The 22,074-nt window shown below is 27.8% G+C and carries 22 protein-coding genes and 1 tRNA gene; 18 read left to right on the top strand and 5 right to left on the bottom strand.

Going from position 1 to position 22,074, the window contains the following annotated elements; all coding sequences use genetic code 11:
- The first annotated feature begins 130 nt into the window (after positions 1-130).
- Positions 131-382: a phage holin gene (locus tag E5347_RS01870; RefSeq protein ID WP_136004026.1), complete on the top strand. Its 252-nt coding sequence runs from the start codon at positions 131-133 to the stop codon at positions 380-382.
- Between the two features lie 131 nt (positions 383-513).
- Here the strand turns inward: E5347_RS01870 and E5347_RS01875 are convergent, their stop codons facing one another.
- Positions 514-1,350, bottom strand: coding sequence for a PHP domain-containing protein (locus E5347_RS01875; protein ID WP_136004028.1), 837 nt, complete (start codon positions 1,348-1,350; stop codon positions 514-516).
- A gap of 182 nt (positions 1,351-1,532) precedes the next feature.
- Here E5347_RS01875 and E5347_RS01880 point away from each other — a divergent pair, with 182 nt between their 5' ends.
- The 7 genes from E5347_RS01880 (at position 1,533) to folK (ending at position 7,130) form a co-directional block, all read left to right on the top strand.
- Positions 1,533-2,126, top strand: a complete 594-nt coding sequence (locus E5347_RS01880; protein ID WP_136004030.1) for an anthranilate synthase component II — start codon at positions 1,533-1,535, stop codon at positions 2,124-2,126.
- Complete coding sequence (gene pabB, locus E5347_RS01885; RefSeq protein WP_136004032.1) at positions 2,119-3,489, top strand: aminodeoxychorismate synthase component I; 1,371 nt, start codon at positions 2,119-2,121, stop codon at positions 3,487-3,489. Before E5347_RS01880 ends, pabB begins: the two co-directional genes overlap by 8 nt.
- Before the next feature lie 179 nt (positions 3,490-3,668).
- Positions 3,669-4,412, top strand: a complete 744-nt coding sequence (locus E5347_RS01890) for an aminotransferase class IV (protein WP_136004034.1) — start codon at positions 3,669-3,671, stop codon at positions 4,410-4,412.
- Positions 4,413-4,423: 11 nt separating this feature from the next.
- Positions 4,424-4,978: a GTP cyclohydrolase I FolE gene (folE, locus tag E5347_RS01895; protein ID WP_136004036.1), complete on the top strand. Its 555-nt coding sequence runs from the start codon at positions 4,424-4,426 to the stop codon at positions 4,976-4,978.
- A gap of 22 nt (positions 4,979-5,000) precedes the next feature.
- Positions 5,001-5,474, top strand: coding sequence for an HD domain-containing protein (locus E5347_RS01900; RefSeq protein ID WP_136004038.1), 474 nt, complete (start codon positions 5,001-5,003; stop codon positions 5,472-5,474).
- A gap of 16 nt (positions 5,475-5,490) precedes the next feature.
- Entirely contained in the window at positions 5,491-6,300 is an 810-nt protein-coding gene (gene folP / locus E5347_RS01905) for a dihydropteroate synthase (RefSeq protein WP_136004040.1), read from the top strand.
- A gap of 8 nt (positions 6,301-6,308) precedes the next feature.
- Positions 6,309-7,130: a 2-amino-4-hydroxy-6-hydroxymethyldihydropteridine diphosphokinase gene (gene folK, locus E5347_RS01910; RefSeq protein ID WP_136004043.1), complete on the top strand. Its 822-nt coding sequence runs from the start codon at positions 6,309-6,311 to the stop codon at positions 7,128-7,130.
- Positions 7,131-7,162: 32 nt separating this feature from the next.
- On the opposite strand, the gene E5347_RS01915 is transcribed toward folK, so the two are convergent.
- Entirely contained in the window at positions 7,163-7,654 is a 492-nt protein-coding gene (locus tag E5347_RS01915; RefSeq protein WP_136004045.1) for a DUF4883 family protein, read from the bottom strand.
- A 120-nt stretch (positions 7,655-7,774) separates the two neighbouring features.
- Between E5347_RS01915 and E5347_RS01920 the strand changes: the two genes are divergently transcribed.
- Together E5347_RS01920 and E5347_RS01925 are read left to right on the top strand one after the other, a co-directional pair.
- Complete coding sequence (locus E5347_RS01920) at positions 7,775-8,221, top strand: hypothetical protein (RefSeq protein WP_136004047.1); 447 nt, start codon at positions 7,775-7,777, stop codon at positions 8,219-8,221.
- A gap of 134 nt (positions 8,222-8,355) precedes the next feature.
- Complete coding sequence (locus E5347_RS01925) at positions 8,356-9,378, top strand: pyruvate kinase (RefSeq protein WP_136004049.1); 1,023 nt, start codon at positions 8,356-8,358, stop codon at positions 9,376-9,378.
- A gap of 279 nt (positions 9,379-9,657) precedes the next feature.
- Here the strand turns inward: E5347_RS01925 and E5347_RS01930 are convergent, their stop codons facing one another.
- Entirely contained in the window at positions 9,658-11,787 is a 2,130-nt protein-coding gene (locus E5347_RS01930; protein WP_136004052.1) for a tetratricopeptide repeat-containing sensor histidine kinase, read from the bottom strand.
- A gap of 141 nt (positions 11,788-11,928) precedes the next feature.
- Here E5347_RS01930 and E5347_RS01935 point away from each other — a divergent pair, with 141 nt between their 5' ends.
- Positions 11,929-12,648: a hypothetical protein gene (locus E5347_RS01935; protein ID WP_136004054.1), complete on the top strand. Its 720-nt coding sequence runs from the start codon at positions 11,929-11,931 to the stop codon at positions 12,646-12,648.
- A gap of 188 nt (positions 12,649-12,836) precedes the next feature.
- Here E5347_RS01935 and E5347_RS01940 read toward each other — a convergent pair whose 3' ends face one another.
- Entirely contained in the window at positions 12,837-13,052 is a 216-nt protein-coding gene (locus E5347_RS01940) for a hypothetical protein (RefSeq protein ID WP_136004056.1), read from the bottom strand.
- A 346-nt stretch (positions 13,053-13,398) separates the two neighbouring features.
- Between E5347_RS01940 and E5347_RS01945 the strand changes: the two genes are divergently transcribed.
- Positions 13,399-15,081: a methyl-accepting chemotaxis protein gene (locus E5347_RS01945; RefSeq protein ID WP_136004058.1), complete on the top strand. Its 1,683-nt coding sequence runs from the start codon at positions 13,399-13,401 to the stop codon at positions 15,079-15,081.
- Positions 15,082-15,168: 87 nt separating this feature from the next.
- Positions 15,169-15,525 carry a phage holin family protein gene (locus tag E5347_RS01950; RefSeq protein WP_136004061.1) on the top strand — a complete coding sequence of 119 codons (357 nt, stop codon included), beginning with the start codon at positions 15,169-15,171 and terminating at the stop codon, positions 15,523-15,525.
- 188 nt (positions 15,526-15,713) lie between these two features.
- Here the strand turns inward: E5347_RS01950 and E5347_RS01955 are convergent.
- Positions 15,714-15,797 (bottom strand) — tRNA-Leu (locus E5347_RS01955).
- A gap of 235 nt (positions 15,798-16,032) precedes the next feature.
- Between E5347_RS01955 and E5347_RS01960 the strand changes: the two genes are divergently transcribed.
- The 5 genes from E5347_RS01960 to E5347_RS01980 all read left to right on the top strand — a co-directional run bounded on the left by E5347_RS01960 (position 16,033) and on the right by E5347_RS01980 (position 22,070).
- Positions 16,033-16,725 carry an iron-sulfur cluster assembly scaffold protein gene (locus E5347_RS01960; protein ID WP_136004063.1) on the top strand — a complete coding sequence of 231 codons (693 nt, stop codon included), beginning with the start codon at positions 16,033-16,035 and terminating at the stop codon, positions 16,723-16,725.
- 20 nt (positions 16,726-16,745) lie between these two features.
- Entirely contained in the window at positions 16,746-17,744 is a 999-nt protein-coding gene (locus E5347_RS01965) for a GGGtGRT protein (RefSeq protein WP_136004065.1), read from the top strand.
- Between the two features lie 654 nt (positions 17,745-18,398).
- Positions 18,399-20,099: a peptide ABC transporter substrate-binding protein gene (locus tag E5347_RS01970; RefSeq protein ID WP_136004067.1), complete on the top strand. Its 1,701-nt coding sequence runs from the start codon at positions 18,399-18,401 to the stop codon at positions 20,097-20,099.
- Between the two features lie 83 nt (positions 20,100-20,182).
- A complete protein-coding gene (locus E5347_RS01975) occupies positions 20,183-21,136 on the top strand; it encodes an ABC transporter permease (RefSeq protein WP_136004069.1) in 954 nt (317 codons plus the stop codon).
- Positions 21,137-21,152: 16 nt separating this feature from the next.
- On the top strand, positions 21,153-22,070 hold the full coding sequence (locus E5347_RS01980; protein WP_136004071.1) for an ABC transporter permease: 918 nt from the start codon (positions 21,153-21,155) through the stop codon (positions 22,068-22,070).
- Positions 22,071-22,074 lie beyond the last annotated feature (4 nt).

Genomic DNA, 22,074 nt, shown 5'->3' on the forward strand with positions numbered 1-22,074 from the left:
TTTTTAAAACTCCATTTGGAGTTTTTTTATTCCTTAGGAATCATATTTATTAACAAAAATCATAATTTACTTCACATAATTTTAATATGTGAATATACTGTATCATAGGCAAGAGGAAGGTGATATATGTATGAATTTTGAGTGGTCAAGATTTAAAAATTATGGTTTATGGGTTTCTATTCTTGCTCTTATACCAATGATATTAAGTGCTTTTGGAGTTAAAATAGTTGCTGAAGAATATCAGGCAATAACAAATTTAGTATTATCAATATTAGTTGCTTTAGGAATATTGAATAATCCTACAACTAATTGCAAATGGTATGTTGATGATAAAAATAAGGATAGTAAAGAGAGTAATTCAAACTTACCTTCAAAGCAATAAGTTAATTTAAAAACTTGGGGTTTATGATAATATAATATATTTTCATACCCCTTTATATAAAAATTTTTCATATTATCTTAGATTATTAACTGCATATATACAGAGAAATATAAAAATAAAGTTACAAGGGATTAACCTTGTAACTTTAACCATCTTAACATATGAAGTACATTTTCATCATCTGGAATATTTACATCGCCAACATTACCATGACGTACGTCATTAGGTATTCCATGACAATCAGATCCACAAGAAATATATAAGTTTCTATCTTTAGCTATTTTTAAAAATCTTTTAGTCTCTTTAGGTTTATTTCTAAAATAAATTGCCTCAAGACCGTCAAATCCAAGATCTAATAATTCATCTATAGAAGTTTTTTTAACTAATACTGGATGAGCTAAGAAAACTAAAGCATTAAATTTTTTAAGAAGTTTAATACCTTCAGTAGTTGTAACTTTTGTAGAAGGTACATAGGCTCTGCAATCATTACCTATAAAGTTCTCAAATATATATTCGTGATCATAAGGATATCCTGCATCCATAATGGCCTTAGCAATATGAGGCCTTGCAATAGTATCTTTTCCATTAGATAATACTTTATTTATATCTATATCAATATTATGAAATTTTTTTAAGTTATCTAAAATTTTATAAGCTCTTTCAATTCTTTTTTCTTTAAAAGCATCTAATACTTTGTGTAATTCTTCATTATTGTAATTTTCTTTAGTAAAAAATCCTAGGACATGAATAGATTCTCCATTATGTTCTGTAGATAATTCAATACCAGGAATAAAATTAACTTTTAATTTATCAGATTCTATAATGGCTTCAGGAATACCTGTTAATGTATCATGATCAGTTAATGCTATATAATCTAATTTTCTGTCTTTAGCCATTATAACTATATCTTTAGGGTTATATCTACCATCAGAGCAAATTGAGTGAGTATGCAAATCACACTTAATCATTGTATCTCCTTTCAAAACATTTAATTATATAAGCCTTAATAAAGTCTTTACTTCCTCTTAAAACTCTATAGGAGTAAAAGGTGTAAATTATTTATTGAAACATATATATTGTGATATAATTTATACATTAAAGATATTTTAACACAAATACTGAATTTTTAGTACAGGACTTGGAGGATATAATGCTTTTAATGATAGATAACTATGATTCATTTGTATTTAATTTAGTTAGATATATTGAAGAATTAGGAGAAGAAGTTATAATATATAGAAACGATAAGATTACCATAGAGGAAATAAATAAACTTGACATAGATGGAATAATAATTTCACCAGGACCTAAATCCCCTAATAAGGCTGGAATATCATTAGATGTAATACATAATTTTAAAGATAAGCTGCCTATATTAGGAATTTGTCTTGGGCATCAGTGTATAGGACATTATTTTAATAGTTATATTGTAAGAGGTAAGGTACCGGTACATGGGAAAATAAGTTATATAAATCATGATAATAGTGGGCTTTTTAAGGGAGTAAAAAATCCATTAAGAGTTACTAGGTATCATTCATTGATTGTAGATAAGAATACCTTAAGTAATGAACTTGAAATAACTAGTTTTACTAATGATAATGTAATAATGGGAATAAAACATATTACATATCCTATATATGGACTTCAATTTCATCCAGAAGCTGAGATGACAGAAGAAGGACATAAGATTTTACAAAACTTTATTGATATAACTAAGACATTTAAGGAGAAAGCTAATGGTTAAAGTAAAAGAAGTAAATATTAAATTTAATTCTTTTGAAGTATATAATGTTTTTAAAAATCAAATAAACACTATATTATTAGATTCATCTAAGGCTGATGGAAGTTTATCTAAGTATTCTTTTATAGGGTTAAATCCATATTTATTATTTGAAGCTAAGGGTAATGACTGTTATATAAATAAAGAAAAAATTCAGGGAAATCCCTTTGAAGTTTTAGAAAAATTAGTTAGTAAATATAAATTTGCAATGGAAGATTATAAAGAAATACCATTACTTTCAGGGGCAATAGGATATATTTCTTATGATGCTGCAAGAGGAATTGAAGAAATACCTAATACAAGCAAGGAAGACTTTAGTATTAGTGATATTAGTTTCGCTTTTTATAAGAATATTATTATTTTTGATTTAAAGAATAATAAGCAATATATAACCTCATTAGATGGTAATGATGAAGAAATAGAAGATATATTAAGTTTAATTATTAAAAATACTGTGAAAATAGATTATAATAAAGATAATATAAAAGCTGAACTTTCAGAGGAGGACTACAGTAAGTTTTCTTCAAATTTCATCAAAGAAGAATATAAAAATGCAATAAGTAGACTTAAGGATTATATAGTAAGTGGTGATGTATATATAGCTAATATGACTCAAAGATTTACAATAGAGAATAAAGAGAATGGCTTTGATATTTATAAAAAGCTTAGAAGTATAAATAAAGCTCCTTTTTCAGCCTATGTAAACTTTGAGGATATAGAAATAATAAGTTCATCTCCAGAAAGATTTATAGAAGTTAAAGACAGAAAGGTTATTACACGACCAATCAAAGGGACAAGACCTAGGGGGAAGAATCAAGAGGAAGATCTTAAAAATAGTTTGGAACTTATAAATAGTGAAAAAGATAAGGCTGAACTATTAATGGTAGTTGACCTAGAAAGAAATGATTTAAGTAAAGTATGTAAGCCACATTCTGTTAAAGTTACAGAACTTTTTAAGCTTGAGAAATATGCAACAGTATTTCACTTAGTATCTACAGTAGAAGGAATGCTAAAGGATAATATTTCAGCTGTAAAATGTATTAAAGAATGTTTTCCAGGAGGATCTATTACAGGTACACCTAAAATTAGGTCAATGGAAATTATAGAAGAGTTAGAAGGTCTAAAAAGAAATATATATACTGGAATAATAGGATATTTCGACTTTAGGGGAAATGCTGATTTTAATATTGCTATTAGGACAATAGTGAAAAAAGATAATAAGGCATACTTTGGAGTAGGGGGAGGAATTACCTTTGATTCCATTGAAGAAGATGAATATTTAGAAACTATAGATAAGGCCAAGGCTTTAATGAAGGTTTTATTATAAAGTGATTCTTATCTTCAGATGGAGTTTTCTTAACAGGAATACCATACTCCATCTGAAGGTTAGAAGAACTAATCCAGGCGCGTAGCAGTGCTTAGCTCCAACTTATAGAAGGTGGGAGTGTTAGCAATGGTAGCAATCGGATAAGTTTTATAAGAGAAAATAAAACATGGGGTAATAAAATGAGGAATTTAATAATTAATAATGAGAAGATCCAGTTAGATAATGGATATTTCTTTGGAAGAGGGGCTTTTGAAACTATTTTAATAAAAAGTCATCCAATATTTTTAAAAGAACATATAGATAGACTAAATAAGGCAATTGAATTTTTAAATATTGGAGATACAGTAGATATAAGATATATTGAAAATATATTAGATAGATTAAATTTAAAAAATTGTGGTTTAAAGATAGTAGTAACAGAAAAAAATATTGTTTTTCAAAGTAGACCACTAACTTATACTAGTGGTGATTATTTAAGAGGATTTTCTTTAAAAATATCTGAAGTTATTAGAAACTCTACCTCAAAGATAAATAATATTAAATCAACTAATTATTTAGAGAATATTTTAGAGAGAGAAGAGGCTATAAAGAAAAATTATGATGAAGTAATTTTCTTTAATGAAAAGGGATATTTAGCTGAAGGAAGCATTAGCAATATATTTATAGTATCATCTGGAGAAATATTTACTCCTGAAGTAGAAGAAGGTATTCTTCAAGGAACAGTAAGAGAATATCTTTTAGGTAAATATCATATTACTCAGAGGAAAATAACTAGAGAAGATTTAATAAATGCAGATGAAGTATTTATAACTAATAGCTTACTTGGAATAATGGGAGTAAGTAAAATTGAAGATAAAATATTTTCAAATAATAAGGTGACAAATAAAATTAGAGAAGAGTATGAAGCAGAGATTGATGTTTAGGAGGATTAATAATGGTAGATAGAGAAAAGATAATGGAAGGCGTTAAACTTATTATAGAGGGAATAGGTGAAGATACATCAAGAGAAGGATTATTAGAAACACCTGATAGAATTGCTAGAATGTATGAGGAGATTTTTTCTGGCATTGGGCAAACGGCAGAAAAGGAATTATCAAAAACTTTTACTGTTGAAGGAAATGATTTAGTACTAGAAAAGGATATTACATTTTTCTCCATGTGTGAACATCATTTTGTACCTTTTTATGGAAAAGTTCATATAGCATACATACCTAAAGGGAAGGTAGCAGGGCTTTCAAAGTTAGCTAGATGTGTAGAGGTTTATGCTAAGAAGCCTCAGCTTCAAGAAAGATTAACTACTGAAATAGCAGATGCTTTAATGAAATACTTAGATGCTAAAGGAGTTATGGTAGTAATTGAAGGTGAGCATATGTGTATGACTATGAGAGGAGTTAAAAAGCCAGGGGCTAAAACTGTAACTACCACTTATAGAGGATGTTTCAAGGAAGATTATGAGCTTAGAAAAGAAGTGATGAATTTCATCAGGTAATATTTGGATAGAAGGTGAAGCTTTGGAAAATGTAAATAGTATTTTAAGTAATCCTAAATACAAAGAACTACTTAGAAAACTTGGTGAGTTAGAAAAAGACAGATGGTATTGTGGACATGACTTGGCTCATTTTTTAGATGTGGCAAGAATAGCATATATTACAGTAATGGAGGAAAAGTTAAACTTCAAAAAAGAAGTAATATATGCTATAGCATTACTTCATGATATAGGCAGAGTGTCAGAATATACAGAAGGTAAAGATCATCATAAGGCTAGTGTAGAAATAGCTAAGGAATTACTAGGTGAAACTAATTTTACTGTAGAAGATAAAGAGGATATTTTAAGAGCAATAGATAATCATAGAAAAGAAACTGATGATGAACTTTCTAAGCTTATTTATACTAGTGATAAGCTTTCAAGAAATTGTTTTAATTGCAGGGCATATAAGGAATGCTACTGGCAAGAAGAAAAGAAAAATAAGATAATAAAGCTTTAAATGGGGAGAGAATATTATGAAAATAGGAAATAAGAATATTGATTTAAATGAAAGAACATATGTTATGGGAATACTGAATGTAACACCAGATTCTTTTTCAGATGGTGGGAAGTATAATGAGGTTGAAGAAGCTGTTAAAAGAGCAAAAACAATGGTAGATGAAGGTGCTGATATTATAGATATCGGAGGGGAATCTACTAGACCAGGTGCTGAATATGTATCAGAAGAAGAAGAAATCAATAGAGTTATACCTATAATAAAGGCTATAAAAAAAGAATTAGATGTAATAATATCAATAGATACATATAAGAGTAGAACTGCCGAGGAAGCAATTTTAGCAGGGGCTGATATTATTAATGATGTTTGGGGATTTAAAAAAGATGAAAATATAGCTAAGGTAGCAGCTAAATATAATGTGCCTTGTATATTAATGCATAATAGAGAAAATAAACCTTATAAAAAATTAATGCATGATGTTATATATGATTTAGTTGATAGTATTAATATAGCTTTAGAAGCTGGTGTTCTAAGAGAAAACATTATATTAGATCCAGGAATAGGTTTTGCTAAGACCTATGAAGAAAATTTAATAGTTATGGATAATTTAGAGAAAATTGTAGAAATTGGATATCCTGTTTTACTTGCTACATCTAGAAAGTCTATGATTGGTTTAGCTTTAGAGCTTCCAACTGATAAAAGACTTGAAGGAACTATTGCTACAACAGTTATGGGAATAATGAAAGGATGTAACATAGTTAGGGTACATGATGTTCTTGAAAATAAGAGAGCTTGTGTAATGACAGATAAAATATTAAGAAGTAAATAGGAGACTTTATGGATAAATTATATTTAAAAGATGTTGAGATTTTTGCTAATCATGGAGTTTTTAATGAAGAAAAGTCATTAGGGCAAAAATTTATTATATCATTAGAACTAGATGTTGATTTAAGGGCTGCAGCTATTACAAATGACTTAAGTAAATCAGTTCATTATGGAGAGTTATGTCATAATATTGAAAAGGAATTCCAAAGGGAAAGTTATGATTTAATAGAAACAGCAGCAGAAAAGATTGCTGAATATATTCTTTTAAATTATTCACTAGTAAAAGCTTGCAAAGTATTATTAAAGAAACCTTGGGCTCCTATAGGTAGACATTTAGATACTGCAGCTGTAGAAGTCTATAGAAAATGGCATAAAGCATATATTTCAATTGGAAGTAATATTGGAGATAAGGAAGAAAATATAAAGACATCAATAAAGAAAATAGAAGAAATAAAAGAAGCTAAAGTTACTAAGGTATCATCAATAATAGAAACAGAACCTTGGGGCTATGAAAATCAAGATGTATTTAAAAATGTTGCTATTGAAGTTGAGACATTTTTAGAACCAAAGGAACTAATGGCTAATTTATTAAATATTGAAAAAGAAATGAAGAGGGAAAGAATAGTCAAATGGGGACCTAGAATAATAGATTTAGATATAGTATTATTTGATGATTATATAACTTCAGATGATTACGTAACTATACCTCATCCTAGAATGGAAGAAAGAGAGTTTGTCTTAAAACCATTATGTGAAATAGCCCCTAACCTTATTCATCCTTTAAAAAGAGAGAGAATTTTTAGGCTATTATCAAATTTAGAAAATAACCTATAGAAATGGTGTTATCGCACAATGTGCGACAGCACCTATTTTTTTATTTCATTACTAGCTACCTTTTTAATATACTCACAAAAATTATATAAGTTATAATAATCAGATACACCTTCCATTGAAATTGTATCTTCTTTATAAACTCCGTCCCAAGGATATATAGATAAAAGTTTATCATTATATGCATTAATTACATATTTATTATCAGAAAACTCTATTATAAGCTTATAATCAGGAGTAGAATCTTTTTCAATTTCAGCTTCGTAATTTTCATCATTTAATGTGTCTATAAACTCAGGAATTATATCATATTCACTTTTATCAACATCGTAATACTTATATATATTCATATCAAAGACTTTAATCTTATATTCCTGATTTTTAGAAATCAATTCCTTTATTTCCTCAGTATAATAATTTATCTTAGGTTTAGTACCAGGCCTTATGTATTGAGCAGTATTTAGGCTACAACCTATAAATAAGGTTGTTAATAATGTTATAAAAATTAATTTAGATAATTTTTTCATTTAAGGAAAAAGCCCTCCTATTAATTATTCATATATTAGCTTATTCCATATAAAAATACTTTAGAACATTTTAATCTCTTTGGAATAAAATGAAATAACAATAGGTTTTATGGAGCATATGTGAAATACGGATTAGATGTAAATAATAAAAATATTTTAGATGAAATTATAAACTATATAAAAGAGAGCGGAGACTTTATGGTAAATCTTTCAGAAGAGGATGTGGATTATAATAAAAATATAAACTATGGGAAAATATTAAGAAAAAAAGTTCTTAAATCTAATGTTACAAATATAGATTTTTATTTTAAAATTGAGTTTTTAGATAAAATAGAAGGTATTTATATTTATTATAGCCATACTGAAAAAATAGAGAGAGTTATTAATTCTAGTATTGGAAAGTTAATGAAAGAACCAGTTTTAATTGAAAAGAAAGAAGGAGAAAATCTATATTTATTAAAGAATATTAATGCCCTAGGTATAGTATTAAAAATTCCAGAAAAATTAATAGAGAAAGTAGAAATAATTACAATAAAAGAAATATTAAAGGATTTAAAAGAATTATGAATATTGAAGAGGTTTATTAAATGATATCCTAATAAAATAATGCTAGGGATATCATTTTTTTATATATAAATACTTGTAATAAAAACAAAGGATTCATAGTAAAGATAAGTAACAATACTTATAAGGAGAAGGCTATGAATATTATTGCAACTATTGGTCCAAAAACAATTGATAAATGGATACTTAAAGAACTTATTGAGGGTGGAGTAGATATAATTAGATTAAACTGTTCACATTTTAATAAAGATGACTTCGAAAAAGTTATAGGAAACTCTAGGGATTTAAAAAGGAATTTACATATTTTAATAGATTTGTCGGGCAAAAAAATAAGAGTATCTAAAAGTTTGAAATATATATATAAGGTTTATAATAACCAAGAAATATATTTTTGTGGTGAAGACTTTTATAGTAGCATTAGTTTTAGAGATATGAAAGAAAGAAGATATGTACCTTTAAATATAGAAAAAAAGCTAATTGAAAGAAGTGATATTAAAACTATTTCTATGAAAGATAATACTATGAATTTTGAAGTTATTTCTGTTAATGATGGAGTAATAAAAGCAAGGGTAATAAAGGGTGGTATTATTAGAGAGGGGAAAGGATGTAATATACCAGGGCTAATAGAGGAAAAGAATTATATAAGAAAAAATGATGTCGAAAATATAAATTTTGCACTGCAGAATGATACTGATATAATTTGTCAGTCCTTTGTTGAAAGTAGCGATGATATAAAACTAATTAAAGATATTATAAAAGATAAGAAAAACAAATTTAAGATATGGGCAAAAGTTGAAACTGTTAAAGGAATAGAAAATATAAATGAAATTTTAAATGAGGTGGATACTGTTATAATTGGTAGAGGGGATTTAGTACCAGAGGCAGGGATATTAGAAGCTGTAAGATTACAAGATAAAGCTATAAAGATAATAAAGGAAAATAATAAAAGAGTTATTATAGCTACACATTTATTAAATAGTATGAAAAATGGACATCTTGCAACATTACCTGAAATAGAAAGTATTTATAATTTTATCAACTTAGGAGTGGATGGTTTTTTACTTGCAGGAGAAACATCAATAGGAAAAGTACCCATAAGAACTGTAAAGTTTTTAAAGTCAGCTATAGAATATTATAATTATAAGGATATGAGGGGATGAAGAAGTATTATAATATAATAACTGCTATTTTATGGCTTATTTTAGGAGGTGCTATTATATATTTATTTTTTAGTGTATATAGATGGGCAAAATAAACTGATTATTATATTCAAGTGGAGTTTTCTTAAAAAGTAGTTTAATATTCATTTTGTAACAGTATTGACATAAAAGAATAGTATTATATAAATATAGTTGTTAGTGCTTAACAATTAGTTAATTATCCCCTTAATGAAAAATGATATCCATTAATTAGGATATCATTTTTCGTTTTGTATTTTATTAAAACAGTTCATATATATCTGAGAATTCCCTTAATATCTTCTCATCATCTATAAAGTAATCATATTTATTTTTAATATCTATATCTTTTTGATTAGGAATTGGCATATTTACTATAAATTCAGTACCATTTTTGTAATGCTCATTTATTCGTATAGTTCCACTATGAAGCTCTACTAAGGATTTAGTTATAGAAAGTCCAACACCACTTCCTTCATATTTTCTAGAAAGAGTAGTATCAACTTTATAAAATCTATCAAATAAATTATCAATAAATATATCAGGAACTCCTATTCCATCATCACGAACAATTATATCTACAGATTCATCATTACAATGTATAGTAATAAATACATTTCCATTTATATCATTAAACTTTATAGCATTAGAAAGTAAATTTAATAAGATTCTTTCAAAAGCATAAGGGTCTACTTTTAAATATAGCTTCTCAATATTAGTATCAAAGATAATATTAATATTCTTATGCTTAGCAAAAGGAACTATGGAGAATACTAAATCTTCAATAAAATGAACTATATCTAATAATACTAAGTCCAACTTACCAATTCCTGAATCTATTTTAGTTATATCAATTAAATTATTTATCAGTTTTAATATCCTCAAGCAATTTTGTTTAAGGGTTTTTTCATATTTTACAAAGCATTCCTTTATAGAATTGTCATTGTCATTTTTTAGGGTGCTCATTAATTGAATTAGTGAGTAAATAATATTAACAGGTGTTTTGAGCTCATGACTTAAGTTAGTAAAGAAATTATTATTTACTGTGTTTAATACTGATTTACTCTCAAAATCTTCAAAAATCTTACTATAGAAATTATCTATTGAATTTGCATTTATTGCTTCTAATGTATCAATAGATACCTTATAATATTTAAGTGCAGTTTTAAAATCCTTTAATGATTCATAATCTGCCGAAATTGATTTATAAAGACGAATATTATTTTTGTTTCTAACGTTTTCAGAAAAAAGGAGGGCCCTCTTATGATGTAACAATGCATTATTATAATCTTTTAGAGCCCTATATAAGTCTCCATAAGATATTTCTATCCAATATTGAAACTCCATAAAAGTAAAATCTGAATAATTACTTTTATAAACAATGGATGCAGCTTCTAAATAACAATATAGTTCATCAGCTAGAGAGTTATTTATTTTCTCGCCTGCTTCAAATAGTTTATAGTGCACATATATTAGATTATATCTTGTTAGATAAAGATCAGTATATAATGAGTCTAATTTATAAAGCTCATTTTTATATGAGATTAACAGTTTCTTAGCTTCACTTAAGTTAGGATTAGAAAGATAGAATAACTCTAACAGTTTACTATAAATCTTTGTTTTAAAGACAGAAGATAATTTATTAGAATACTTACTTAAAATTTCTTTTAACAGAATTATTCCGTCATTAAATTTATCCATAGCTAAGTAAGTAGAAGCTTGACTGTAGTAAATTAGCATTTCTATCTCTCTTTGATTGTTTTTCCTTGCAATAATTAAGGACCTCTCTAATAAGCTAAGAGCAATGGTATTTAAGTTTAAAAATTTATAATAAATTCTTCCAAGTATTAAATATGCCTGAGAAGAATAAGGGCCTTCATAATCTAATAGTAAAGAAAAAATATTATTTATATTACTATAAAGAAATTCATCAATATTATAAATTTCAAGCTTATTATATGAAACATTTAAATATAAGTAAATTAAAAGCTCATTTAAATTATTCTCCTCTAAAAAATTAATACTAAGATTTAAGTAAGTATTATGTTTTTCTATATCATTAAGTTTTAAATTGCTTAGTGTAAGCATAGTATAAACTATACCTTTAAATGAATTAGTTGAATAGAAAGTTTTACTATATAATAAATCCTCTAAGTATTTATTAGTAGCAACATATTCATTTAAATAATAATGACAAATACCTATAATTAAATTTATTAAATCTTTATCAGATTCATTAAGATTATTTTCTTTAATAGTAACTTCCATGGTTTTTAAAGTTTTTCTTATATAATTTGGAGTAATAAAAATTCTAGGAGTATAGAAAATGTTTTTTATTATATCTATATAATATGAAGTTACATAATTATTTTCTTTTTCGATTACTTCCACCAATCCACCTCCATAAAAATGTTTTATAAGGATATATTACCATAAGTTGAATAAAATGTATAATAATTTTATTTGTACAAAATGATAAATTTTGTTAATATATAGGTATAAATATGGAAAATATAGAAATGGAGAAGAATAATGAAGAGATTTAAGATATTTAAGCAACTAAAAGAATATTTAGATAAAAATATAATTTTTAAAGTAAGTATATGTATAATCTTAGTAGTTATGTTAGTAGCTGTATTGATTTCAGGGAGTATTTATTCAAAGCATTTAAATAAAAAGAACCTTTCACTTGTAGTGACAAAGAGCAATGATGGGGATTCGAATAATAAACAAGAAGAAAAAAGAAAAGAAGAAGAAAAGAAGAAGGAAGAAGAAAAAAAGGTTAAACTGCAAGAACTTAAGGATAAAATTAAGGAATTAGATGAAAATGCTGATTTAACTATTACAGAAGAAGATATTGATAAAGATATTTTATATTATGAAAAAATATATAATGAGTTATTAAAAGCAGCAGAAAAAAATGAAGAAGATAGTAGCGAAAGTAATGAATATGAAAATACATATGACCCTGGTTATAATAATTACAATAGCAATGGTTGGGGACAAGGCGAGGCCGTTACACCTCCAATAACGCCATCACCAGATAAGGAACCAGAAAAGGAACCAGAAAAGGAACCAGAAAAAGAACCAGAAAAGGAACCAGAAAAAGAACCAGAAAAGGAACCGGATAAGGAACCAGATAAGGAACCAGAAAAGGAACCAGATAAGGAGCCGGAAGATGAACTAGATCCAGGCAATGAGTCAGATTCAACACCAGATAATATTGTAAATCCTACTACGCCAGCAGTATGATAATAGTAAAAGTTCATATAAAAATAATTAAGCTATATAGTATTAAGATAAATATTTAATACTACATAGCTTATTTTTCATTTATTAATCTTTAGCCATATATACTTTTGATTTGTCTTTGAATCAGTTTCAATAAATCCATTTTCAATTATTTTATAGCTATTTTTTTCAATTTCCCACTGGGAACTTTATGTTGGAGTATTAAAAGTAGTTTTTAAATTATTAACTGTTAATTCGCCTCCGCTTGTAAATTTTCTAATATCCCCTTCTTGTGTTATTATTTGATTTAATGTATATACCCCATCTAAATCTTTAGCTGAATTTTTAAGATTTGATGCACCGATAGTAAATGATGAAATAGCTATACATATTGTTGGAATTAAAGTTTTCTTGAGATTCATCATATATTGTTCTCCCTTTTATTAATTGAAAATTTGTGACATTTAATAATTAATCTTTTATTTGATTATACCCATATAAGGATTGCTGGTAAACACAATTTACCAATAAATACAGATATTCCTTTGTTGTTTAATGTCTTTTATCCTAGAGGGGAGGAAGAAATATGGAATTGAATAAATAATCCTTTTTCATTTACTTTATTAGTTAAATTATTAAAAGTAAATTAAATATATTTTTTAGCAAAATTTTAACAATAATACAACGTGAATTTAATAGTAGAAGCTTACAATTATTAGTATTCTGTTATTATTTGGGGGGATTGAAATTAGCAACAAAAAGAAAAGAAAAATGTTAACTCAAGTAAAGATACTAATTAATATTTTAATAATTTTAATAATATTAATTGGAGTGCAAGGGATTTATGGTATATTTTTTGGTAAGAAAAATCTAAAAGATATAAATAGGGAATACGGAGCTCTTAATATTCTATCTCAAGTAGACTACAACTTTAATAATTCTGATGATATGATTCTTTCACTGATAGATGAAGGAAAGGCTTCTTCAAGAGGATACTACAAAATAAGATTTACAAATCTATATGAAGAAATAAATAAAAGTATTAGTGAGTATAGAGAAGTTACAGAATCAGATAATACAAACCTAGATGCCTTTAATAAGGCCTTTAATGAATATAATAATAGTTCTAAGAGCTTAATAAAATTAATTGATAGCAATAATTATAAAGAAGCTAATAGATTATATAAAAATACTTTAGAGGTATTAAAAAATCAATTAGTAGATGAAAATAATAAAATGATAAAGGAACATAGACAAAGATTAGATACTTTATATGTAGATTATAATAATCAATCAAAAAATATAGTTATTTTAAATATTATATGTATAGTAGTATCAATATTATTTGCTTACATATTGCTAAAAAGATTTAAAAATAGACTTACAACTCAATTAGAAAATTTGAGTAAATATACTTCTGCTTTAGGTGATGGAGATTTATCTTTTAGATTGGAAAAATATTTTGATGATGAAATTGGAAGTGTAATAGAAGAGTTAGATTTAGCTATTAATAATGTTAAAAATTTAATAGTTGATACAAAATCTATGGTTGAAGTTGGAAAAAACAATAGTGAAAGTAACTCAATAGCCTCAAATAATATTATTAATGAAGTTATTAAGGCTAAGAATAATATTTATAATATAAGTGATAAGGTAGACAATCTTAATAGTAATTGTGAAGAAGCTACTTTAAGTACAGAAGAAATAATAGAAACTACAAATTTAATAAGTAAAGAAATATTACATAATTCAAATTTAGCTACTGAAATGAATAAAAGGGCTAAAAGGATTGAAGAAAAGGGATTGATTTCAGCACAAACTGCTTTTGATATCTTTAACACCAAATCAGAAGAGATAGAAATTTCATTAGAGAAAGGAAAAGTTATACAAGATATAGATAAAATGTTAGAGATAATTAAAAATATTTCTGAAGAAGTTAATTTACTATCTATAGATGCATCAATTGAAGCAGCTAGGGCAGGAAGCAATGGAAATGGGTTTTATGTTATAGCAGAAGAAATAAGAAGGTTATCAGAAGAAACAGATGAAAATTTAAAAGAAATAAAAGAAACAGTATCTGATGTAATAAATGCATTTCAAGAAATTTCATGTAATTCTAAGGAACTTTTAGAATTTTTAAATTCTAAGGTAAGGAAGGATTATAATATATTAATAGATATATCTAGTTCCTATGGTACAGATATGGAAATTTTATCTGATGGTGCAATTAAGATATATAATATTACGAAGAGTATATTTATTTATATGAATGAGATCTGCAAATCTATTGAAGGAATAACCTATTCTACAAATAATATATTAGATAATTCTAAAGAAACTAATACTGAAATAAAATCAATAGAAGAAATAGTAAATGGATTAGGTAAGTCCATAGAAGAAGAAAATTCATTACTAAGTAAACTACAAATATCTTTAAATCAATTTGTGATTTAGATTCTAAAATTAATAAAGAATAATATATTTTTTATTTCTGTGCATACTAAATATATGCAACAAAGTTTTTATTAAGGAGGAATTTAAATGGAAGGTAAAAGTAATAGTGGAAATAGTATGCTAAACTTAATAATAAGGTTAGTATTAGTAGCAGTTGTACTAGGATTAACATCATTTTTTACTCCAGGTTTTAGTATTAGAGGAATATGGTCTTATTTAATTGCAGCAGTTGTTATAACTGTTTTAGATTATTTAATAGAACTATTTATGAAAGTTGATGCATCACCATTTGGTAAAGGAATAAAAGGTTTTGCAGTAGCAGCGATAATAATATATTTGACACAGTTTTTTGTACCAAATATGAATGTATCTATAATTGGAGCAATATTAGCATCAGTAGTTATTGGAATAATAGATGCTGTATTATCTGTAAGGGTTATGTAATATAAAAAAGTTTTGTTTTAGAATCCTAGAAATAGGATTCTTTTTATTGAAAAAATGTTTTTAGATTTTATGAAGGATAGGATTGTTAACTACATTTAAAAATACTTTATTAGTAGTAATTCTATTGTATCTTAAAGATAAAAAAACAAGCAATCAAACTTTGATTTCACAAGAGTTTGATTGCTTATTGGTGCCGGCAGAGGGAATCGAACCCTCACGGTAAAACCGCATGATTTTGAGTCATGTGCGTCTGCCAGTTCCGCCATGCCGACTTACTGCATAGTTATTATAGCAAAATAGTTATAAAATAGCAAGTAAGAAAATTTTCATAAGAAAAGGATAGATTTTTTGTAATATTATGTTGTTAGACCTTTTCACTTCTGTTATTATAGATTATAGGATAAATTTGACCTACATGGGTTATTTTTGTCCCGATTACTCTAGTGATAAGTGTTAAAAAATAAACAACGAAACTAGAGCAGTCTATAATTAGGGAGGAGATAAGATATGATGTATTCAAGAGAAGTGGAAGAAATGTGCGTTGTTGCTAAGGGACCTAATCATGGACCTGCGCCAATTCCTGTTGAAGGAAAATGGGTACAAGCTAAAGAAGTAAAAGATATTTCAGGGTTAACACATGGTGTGGGCTGGTGTGCGCCTCAACAAGGAGCTTGTAAATTAACTTTAAATGTTAAGGATGGAATAATTGAAGAAGCATTAGTTGAAACAATAGGATGTTCAGGAATGACACATTCAGCTGCTATGGCTTCAGAAATATTACCAGGAAAGACTATATTAGAAGCATTAAATACTGATTTAGTTTGTGATGCTATTAACACAGCTATGAGAGAATTATTCCTTCAAATAGTTTACGGAAGAAGCCAAACTGCTTTCTCAGAAGGTGGATTACCAATAGGGGCTGGACTTGAAGACTTAGGAAAAGGACTTAGATCACAAGTTGGTACTATGTACGGAACAGTTGCTAAGGGACCTAGATACCTTGAAATGGCAGAAGGATATGTAACTAAAGTAGCTTTAGATGCAAATGGCGAAATAATCGGATATAAATTCGTTCACTTAGGAAAGATGATGGAAATGGTTGCTAAGGGAATGGATGCTAACGAAGCTATGGAAAAAGCTACTGGACAATACGGTAGATTTGATGAAGCTGTAAAAGTTATAGATCCAAGACATGAATAATTTGAAGGGGGAACAGTATAATGGCATTATTTGAAAGTTATGAAAGAAGAATTAATCAAATCATTCCTGTATTAGAAAAGTACGGAATGAGTAAAATAGAAGATGCAAAGACAGTTTGCGATGAAAAAGGTATAGATGTTTACGAAATCGTAAAATCTACACAACCAATCGCTTTTGAAAATGCAATGTGGGCTTACACTTTAGGTGCTGCAATTGCAATTAAAAAGGGATGTACTAAAGCTGCAGAAGCTGCAGAAGCTATTGGAGAAGGTCTTCAAGCTTTCTGTATTCCAGGATCAGTAGCAGATGATAGAAAAGTTGGTCTTGGACATGGTAACTTAGGAGCTATGCTTTTAAGAGAAGAAACTAAATGTTTTGCTTTCTTAGCAGGACACGAAAGCTTTGCTGCTGCTGAAGGAGCTATTAAAATAGCTGAAAAAGCAAACAAAGTAAGAAAAGAACCATTAAGAGTTATATTAAATGGTTTAGGAAAAGACGCAGCATACATTATATCTAGAATAAATGGATTTACTTATGTAGAAACTAACTTCGATTTCTACACAAGCAAATTAGAAATAGTTAAGGAAGTTCCTTATTCTAACGGACCAAGAGCTAAGGTTAAATGTTATGGAGCTAATGATGTTAGAGAAGGTGTTGCTATAATGCATCACGAAGGAGTTGACGTATCTATTACTGGTAACTCAACTAACCCAACTAGATTCCAACATCCAGTTGCAGGAACATACAAGAAAGAATGTGTTGATCAAGGAAAGAAATACTTCTCAGTAGCATCAGGTGGTGGTACAGGAAGAACTCTTCACCCAGATAACATGGCAGCAGGTCCAGCTTCTTATGGTATGACAGATACTATGGGAAGAATGCACTCAGATGCACAATTTGCAGGATCATCTTCAGTTCCAGCTCACGTTGAAATGATGGGATTAATAGGAATGGGTAACAATCCAATGGTAGGTGCTACAGTTGCGGTTGCAGTTGCTATTGAAGAAGCAATGAAATAAGAAACAATAAGTTTGTTTACACATAAAAAAGTTTCTAACTTTATATAATAGTTCTGAAAAGAATTATAAAAGTTTAGAGAAAAGAGTCTCATATGAAATGTTAAGAATTTCATATGAGGCTTTTTTTATTTAATTAGAAGAAGAATATTATCTTTAAAATTTAATATATTTATCATAATAATAGTATTGTTAAATATATTAAATTATAAGTAGTGAAAATTAATGAAAGTAAAGAATTTTTTTACCTTTATTGATAAATTAAATCTATATTAGGAATTTATATTACTATATAGCAATATAATATATAAAAAATTGAAGAATTAGAAAAAAATATATTGACAATAAATGACTGCTAAGGTATCATATGTATAAATAAATAGGATAAAATTGGTATTATTAATAGAAGTTTAATTTAATTATTTACTTAAGTTTAAAATTTCTATTGATAAATTAAATAATAATCTTAAATATAATTAAAGAATATTATTTACAAATAAATGTACAAGCAAAATATACAATATTTTGAGATTAAAATTGTATAAGATGATGGAAAATAATAAAAAATGTCAAAAAGGAGGTTTTTGATAAAGTTTTACTGATTATTATTAATATTAAATAATATAAATTTAAAAAATATAAAAAGGGGGAAAAGTAATGAAAAAAAAGTTAATTTCTTTACTAGCAGCTGGCGTAAGTTGCATGATGCTACTTGTAGGCTGTGGAAGTAATAATCCAGGAGAAGCAGGAAGCGGAGCAGAAAAAGATAGTGAGCAAGTATTAAATACTATTTACTTTAATGTAGCAACTTTAGATGCTAACGATACTACTGATAACCAAAGTTCAACTATTCTTAATGCAGTACAAGAAGGTTTAGTAAGAATAGAGAATAACGGAGAAACTGAAGAGATAGTTGCAGCTGGGGCAGAAAGTTGGGAAACATCAGAAGATGGTTTAACATGGACATTTAAATTAAGAAAGATGGATTGGTCAGATGGAGAGCCAGTAGTAGCACAACATTATGTTGATTCTTTCCATAGAATATTAAATCCAGATAATGGTTTTGCTTATTCATTCTTAGCATATGATATAGTAGGGGCAGAAGAATACAATACAGGTAAAGGATCATTAGATGCAGTAGGAATAAAGGCTATTGATGATTACACTTTAGAATTTAAGTTAAAGCATCCATTACCATACTTTGTATCTAAGGTATCTTATACAGTATTCCACCCAATTAGATTAGATGTTATCGAAAAATTAGGTGATAAATATGCAAGTGAAATTACAGATACAGTATATAATGGACCTTTTAAGATAGAAAGTTGGGATAATGGTAACTCAATGGTATTAGTTAAAAATGATACTTACTGGGATGCAGAAAATGTATATCTTGAAAAGATCAATATGACAAATATTAAGGAGTTTGCTACTCAAGCACAATTATTTGAATCACAAGAATTAGATATATCAGGAGCTCAAACAGATTATATTGAAAAATGGTCTGAAAGAGCTGAAGCAGGAGAATTCCAAAAGCTTACTGGAGAAGATCCAGGATCATTCTACTTATACTTTAACCAAACTAGTAAGTCAGCTGATGGAATATTAAAGAATGCAAAAATAAGAAAAGCTATTGGCTTATCAATAGAAAGAGATGTTTATACTAAGGAATTAGTTGGTAGATTCGAATCAGCTTATGGATTAGTTCCAACTGCTATATATTCTGGTGAAGAAAAATATAGAGATCAAGTAGAAGGACCTTTAGCTGCTGATGCTAAAACATATGTAAATAACAAAGAAAAACTTCAAGAGTTATTTAAAGAAGGCTTAAAGGAATTAGGACTTCAAACAGATGATTTAAGCAAATATGAATTAACTTACTTAAATCAAGGTGAATCAGAATTACAAAAACAAAGAGCTGAATGGATGGCTCAACAAATTAGTGGAAACTTAGGTATTAAAATAAATGTTGAAACTCAAGGTGACTGGGGAGTTTATTTAAGTATAATGGACAAGTTAGAATATGACTTTACATTATCAGGCTGGGGAGCAGATTATAACGACCCAATGAGTTTCTTAGATATATGGGTATCAAATGGTGGAAATAACCATACTGGTTATGCTGATGCTAAATACGATGAATTATTAGCATCCGTATATAAAGAAAAAGATCAAGATAAGATAACAGAAATTTATAAAGAGTTAGAAACTAAATTAGTTAATGAAGATGCTGTTATTTCACCAGTTTATTATACTGATAAATATTCATTCTATCAAAATTATGTTAAGAATATTCAATTTACTTCATTTGGATCAGTTTATGAATTTAAACATGCATATATACAAGGGAAAAACTAATTAAAATAAAACTATAAGGCACTGTATAATGCACATCAACAAATGTTGGTGTGCATTAATTGAATTTCGAAAGGGAGAGGGTTATGGCAAAGTATGTTGTAAGAAGATTTATTGAAATGATTATAACATTATATCTAATTGGAACAGCTACATTTTTTCTTTTAGCTGCAGTTCCGGGGACAGCTATTGATAGAAAAATTCAAAAGCTACCAGAACAAACAAAGCAAATAGTTATTGCTAAATATGGCTATGATAAGCCAGTAGTTGAAAGATACTTTATTACTTTAAAAAATTATATTGTAAAAGGTGAGTTCGGAGAGTCATTAGTTCATGCTGGAGATACTATTTCAAGTATTGTTAAGAAGAAAATGCCAGTATCAGCAAGGCTTGGAATACAACAAATAGCAGTAGGAGTAACATTAGGGGTTCTTTTAGGAATTGCTGCTGCTATGAAAAGGGGAAAGATTACAGACTATACCATTCTGGTGGGAGCAATGATACTCGCATCGGTGCCTTCACTAGTACTATCACTTTTATTACAAAAGTATTTAGCCAAGGGGCCATTATTTAATTTACCTATAATAGGTTGGCCGAAAGGTGCAGATCTTTGGTTTGGAGGATGGAAATACACTGTATTACCAACTATAGCAGGAGCTGGAACATATTTAGCCTATTATGCAAGATTAATGAAAACTAGCATGTTAGATAGTATAAATCAAGATTATACACTTACAGCGAGATCAAAAGGTTTATCAGAAGTTGCTATAGTTAAAAGACATGTTCTTAGAAACTCTTTAATTCCAATAATTACAGTATTGCCAGTAGCAATATCAGGAGTAATTTCTGGATCCTTCTTTATAGAGCGGGTTTTTGCAATTCCAGGAGCTGGACAATATTTTATTCAGGCTTCTAATGATAGAGATATTCCGATACTTATGGGATTAACATTGTTATATGCATTAATTTATCTAATAACAATATTTGTTACAGATATACTTTATACAATAGTAGATCCACGAATAAGATTAGTGAAGTAAGTTGAGGTGAGGCTTTATGAAGACTTTAAAAGATAAAAGATTTGAGTTTGTAGATTCTTCTACATTAGATAGTGACTTAGTTGTAAGACCTAATATTAGTTATTGGCAGGATGCTTGGAGAAGACTTAAGAAGAATCCTGTTGCAATGGGAGCCTTATTTGTATTAATAGCAATTATTTTATTAGCTATATTTGCTCCAATTGTTAGAAATTTAGATTACCAAACAGTTGTAACTCAAAAGAAAAACTTATCCCCAAGCGGTGAATTTTGGTGGGGAACAGATGCTATGGGAAGAGATTTGTTTACAAGGGTTTGGATAGGAACAAGAATCTCTATAAGCGTAGCTATTATTGCAACTATAATAGATATAGTAATTGGATGTTTATATGGTGGTATAGCAGCATATATGGGTGGAGTAGTAGATGAAGTAATGATGAGAATCGTTGAGGTATTAAATAGTATCCCCTATTTAATAATCACATTATTAATCCTAGTTGTTTTAGGAAATGGATACTTCCAATTAATGTTAGCTTTGTGTTTAACTGCATGGACAAGCACTGCTAGAATGATAAGAGGGCAAATTCTTCAATTAAGGGAAAGTGAGTATGTTTTAGCGGCTGAAGCTTTAGGGGCATCTCCACTTAGAATAATATTAAAACACTTATTACCAAATACAATTGGACTCATAATATTAGATGTTGCATCAACAATTCCAAGTGTAATTGTTTCAGAGACAATACTTTCATTCTTAGGACTTGGATTAGATATACCAGCCTTTAGCTTAGGTTCATTATTATCAGCAGGACAACAAGCTATGGCCTTTTATCCTTATCAATTATTATTCCCTACAGTAATTTTATGTTTATTAATTCTTTCATTTAATGTTTTAGGTGATGGTTTAAGAGATGCTTTAGATCCAAAATTAAGGCAATAGGAGG

Origin of the sequence: Clostridium sartagoforme (assembly GCF_004794105.1) — a bacterium.
Taxonomy (GTDB): Bacteria; Bacillota; Clostridia; order Clostridiales; family Clostridiaceae; genus Clostridium; species Clostridium sartagoforme_B.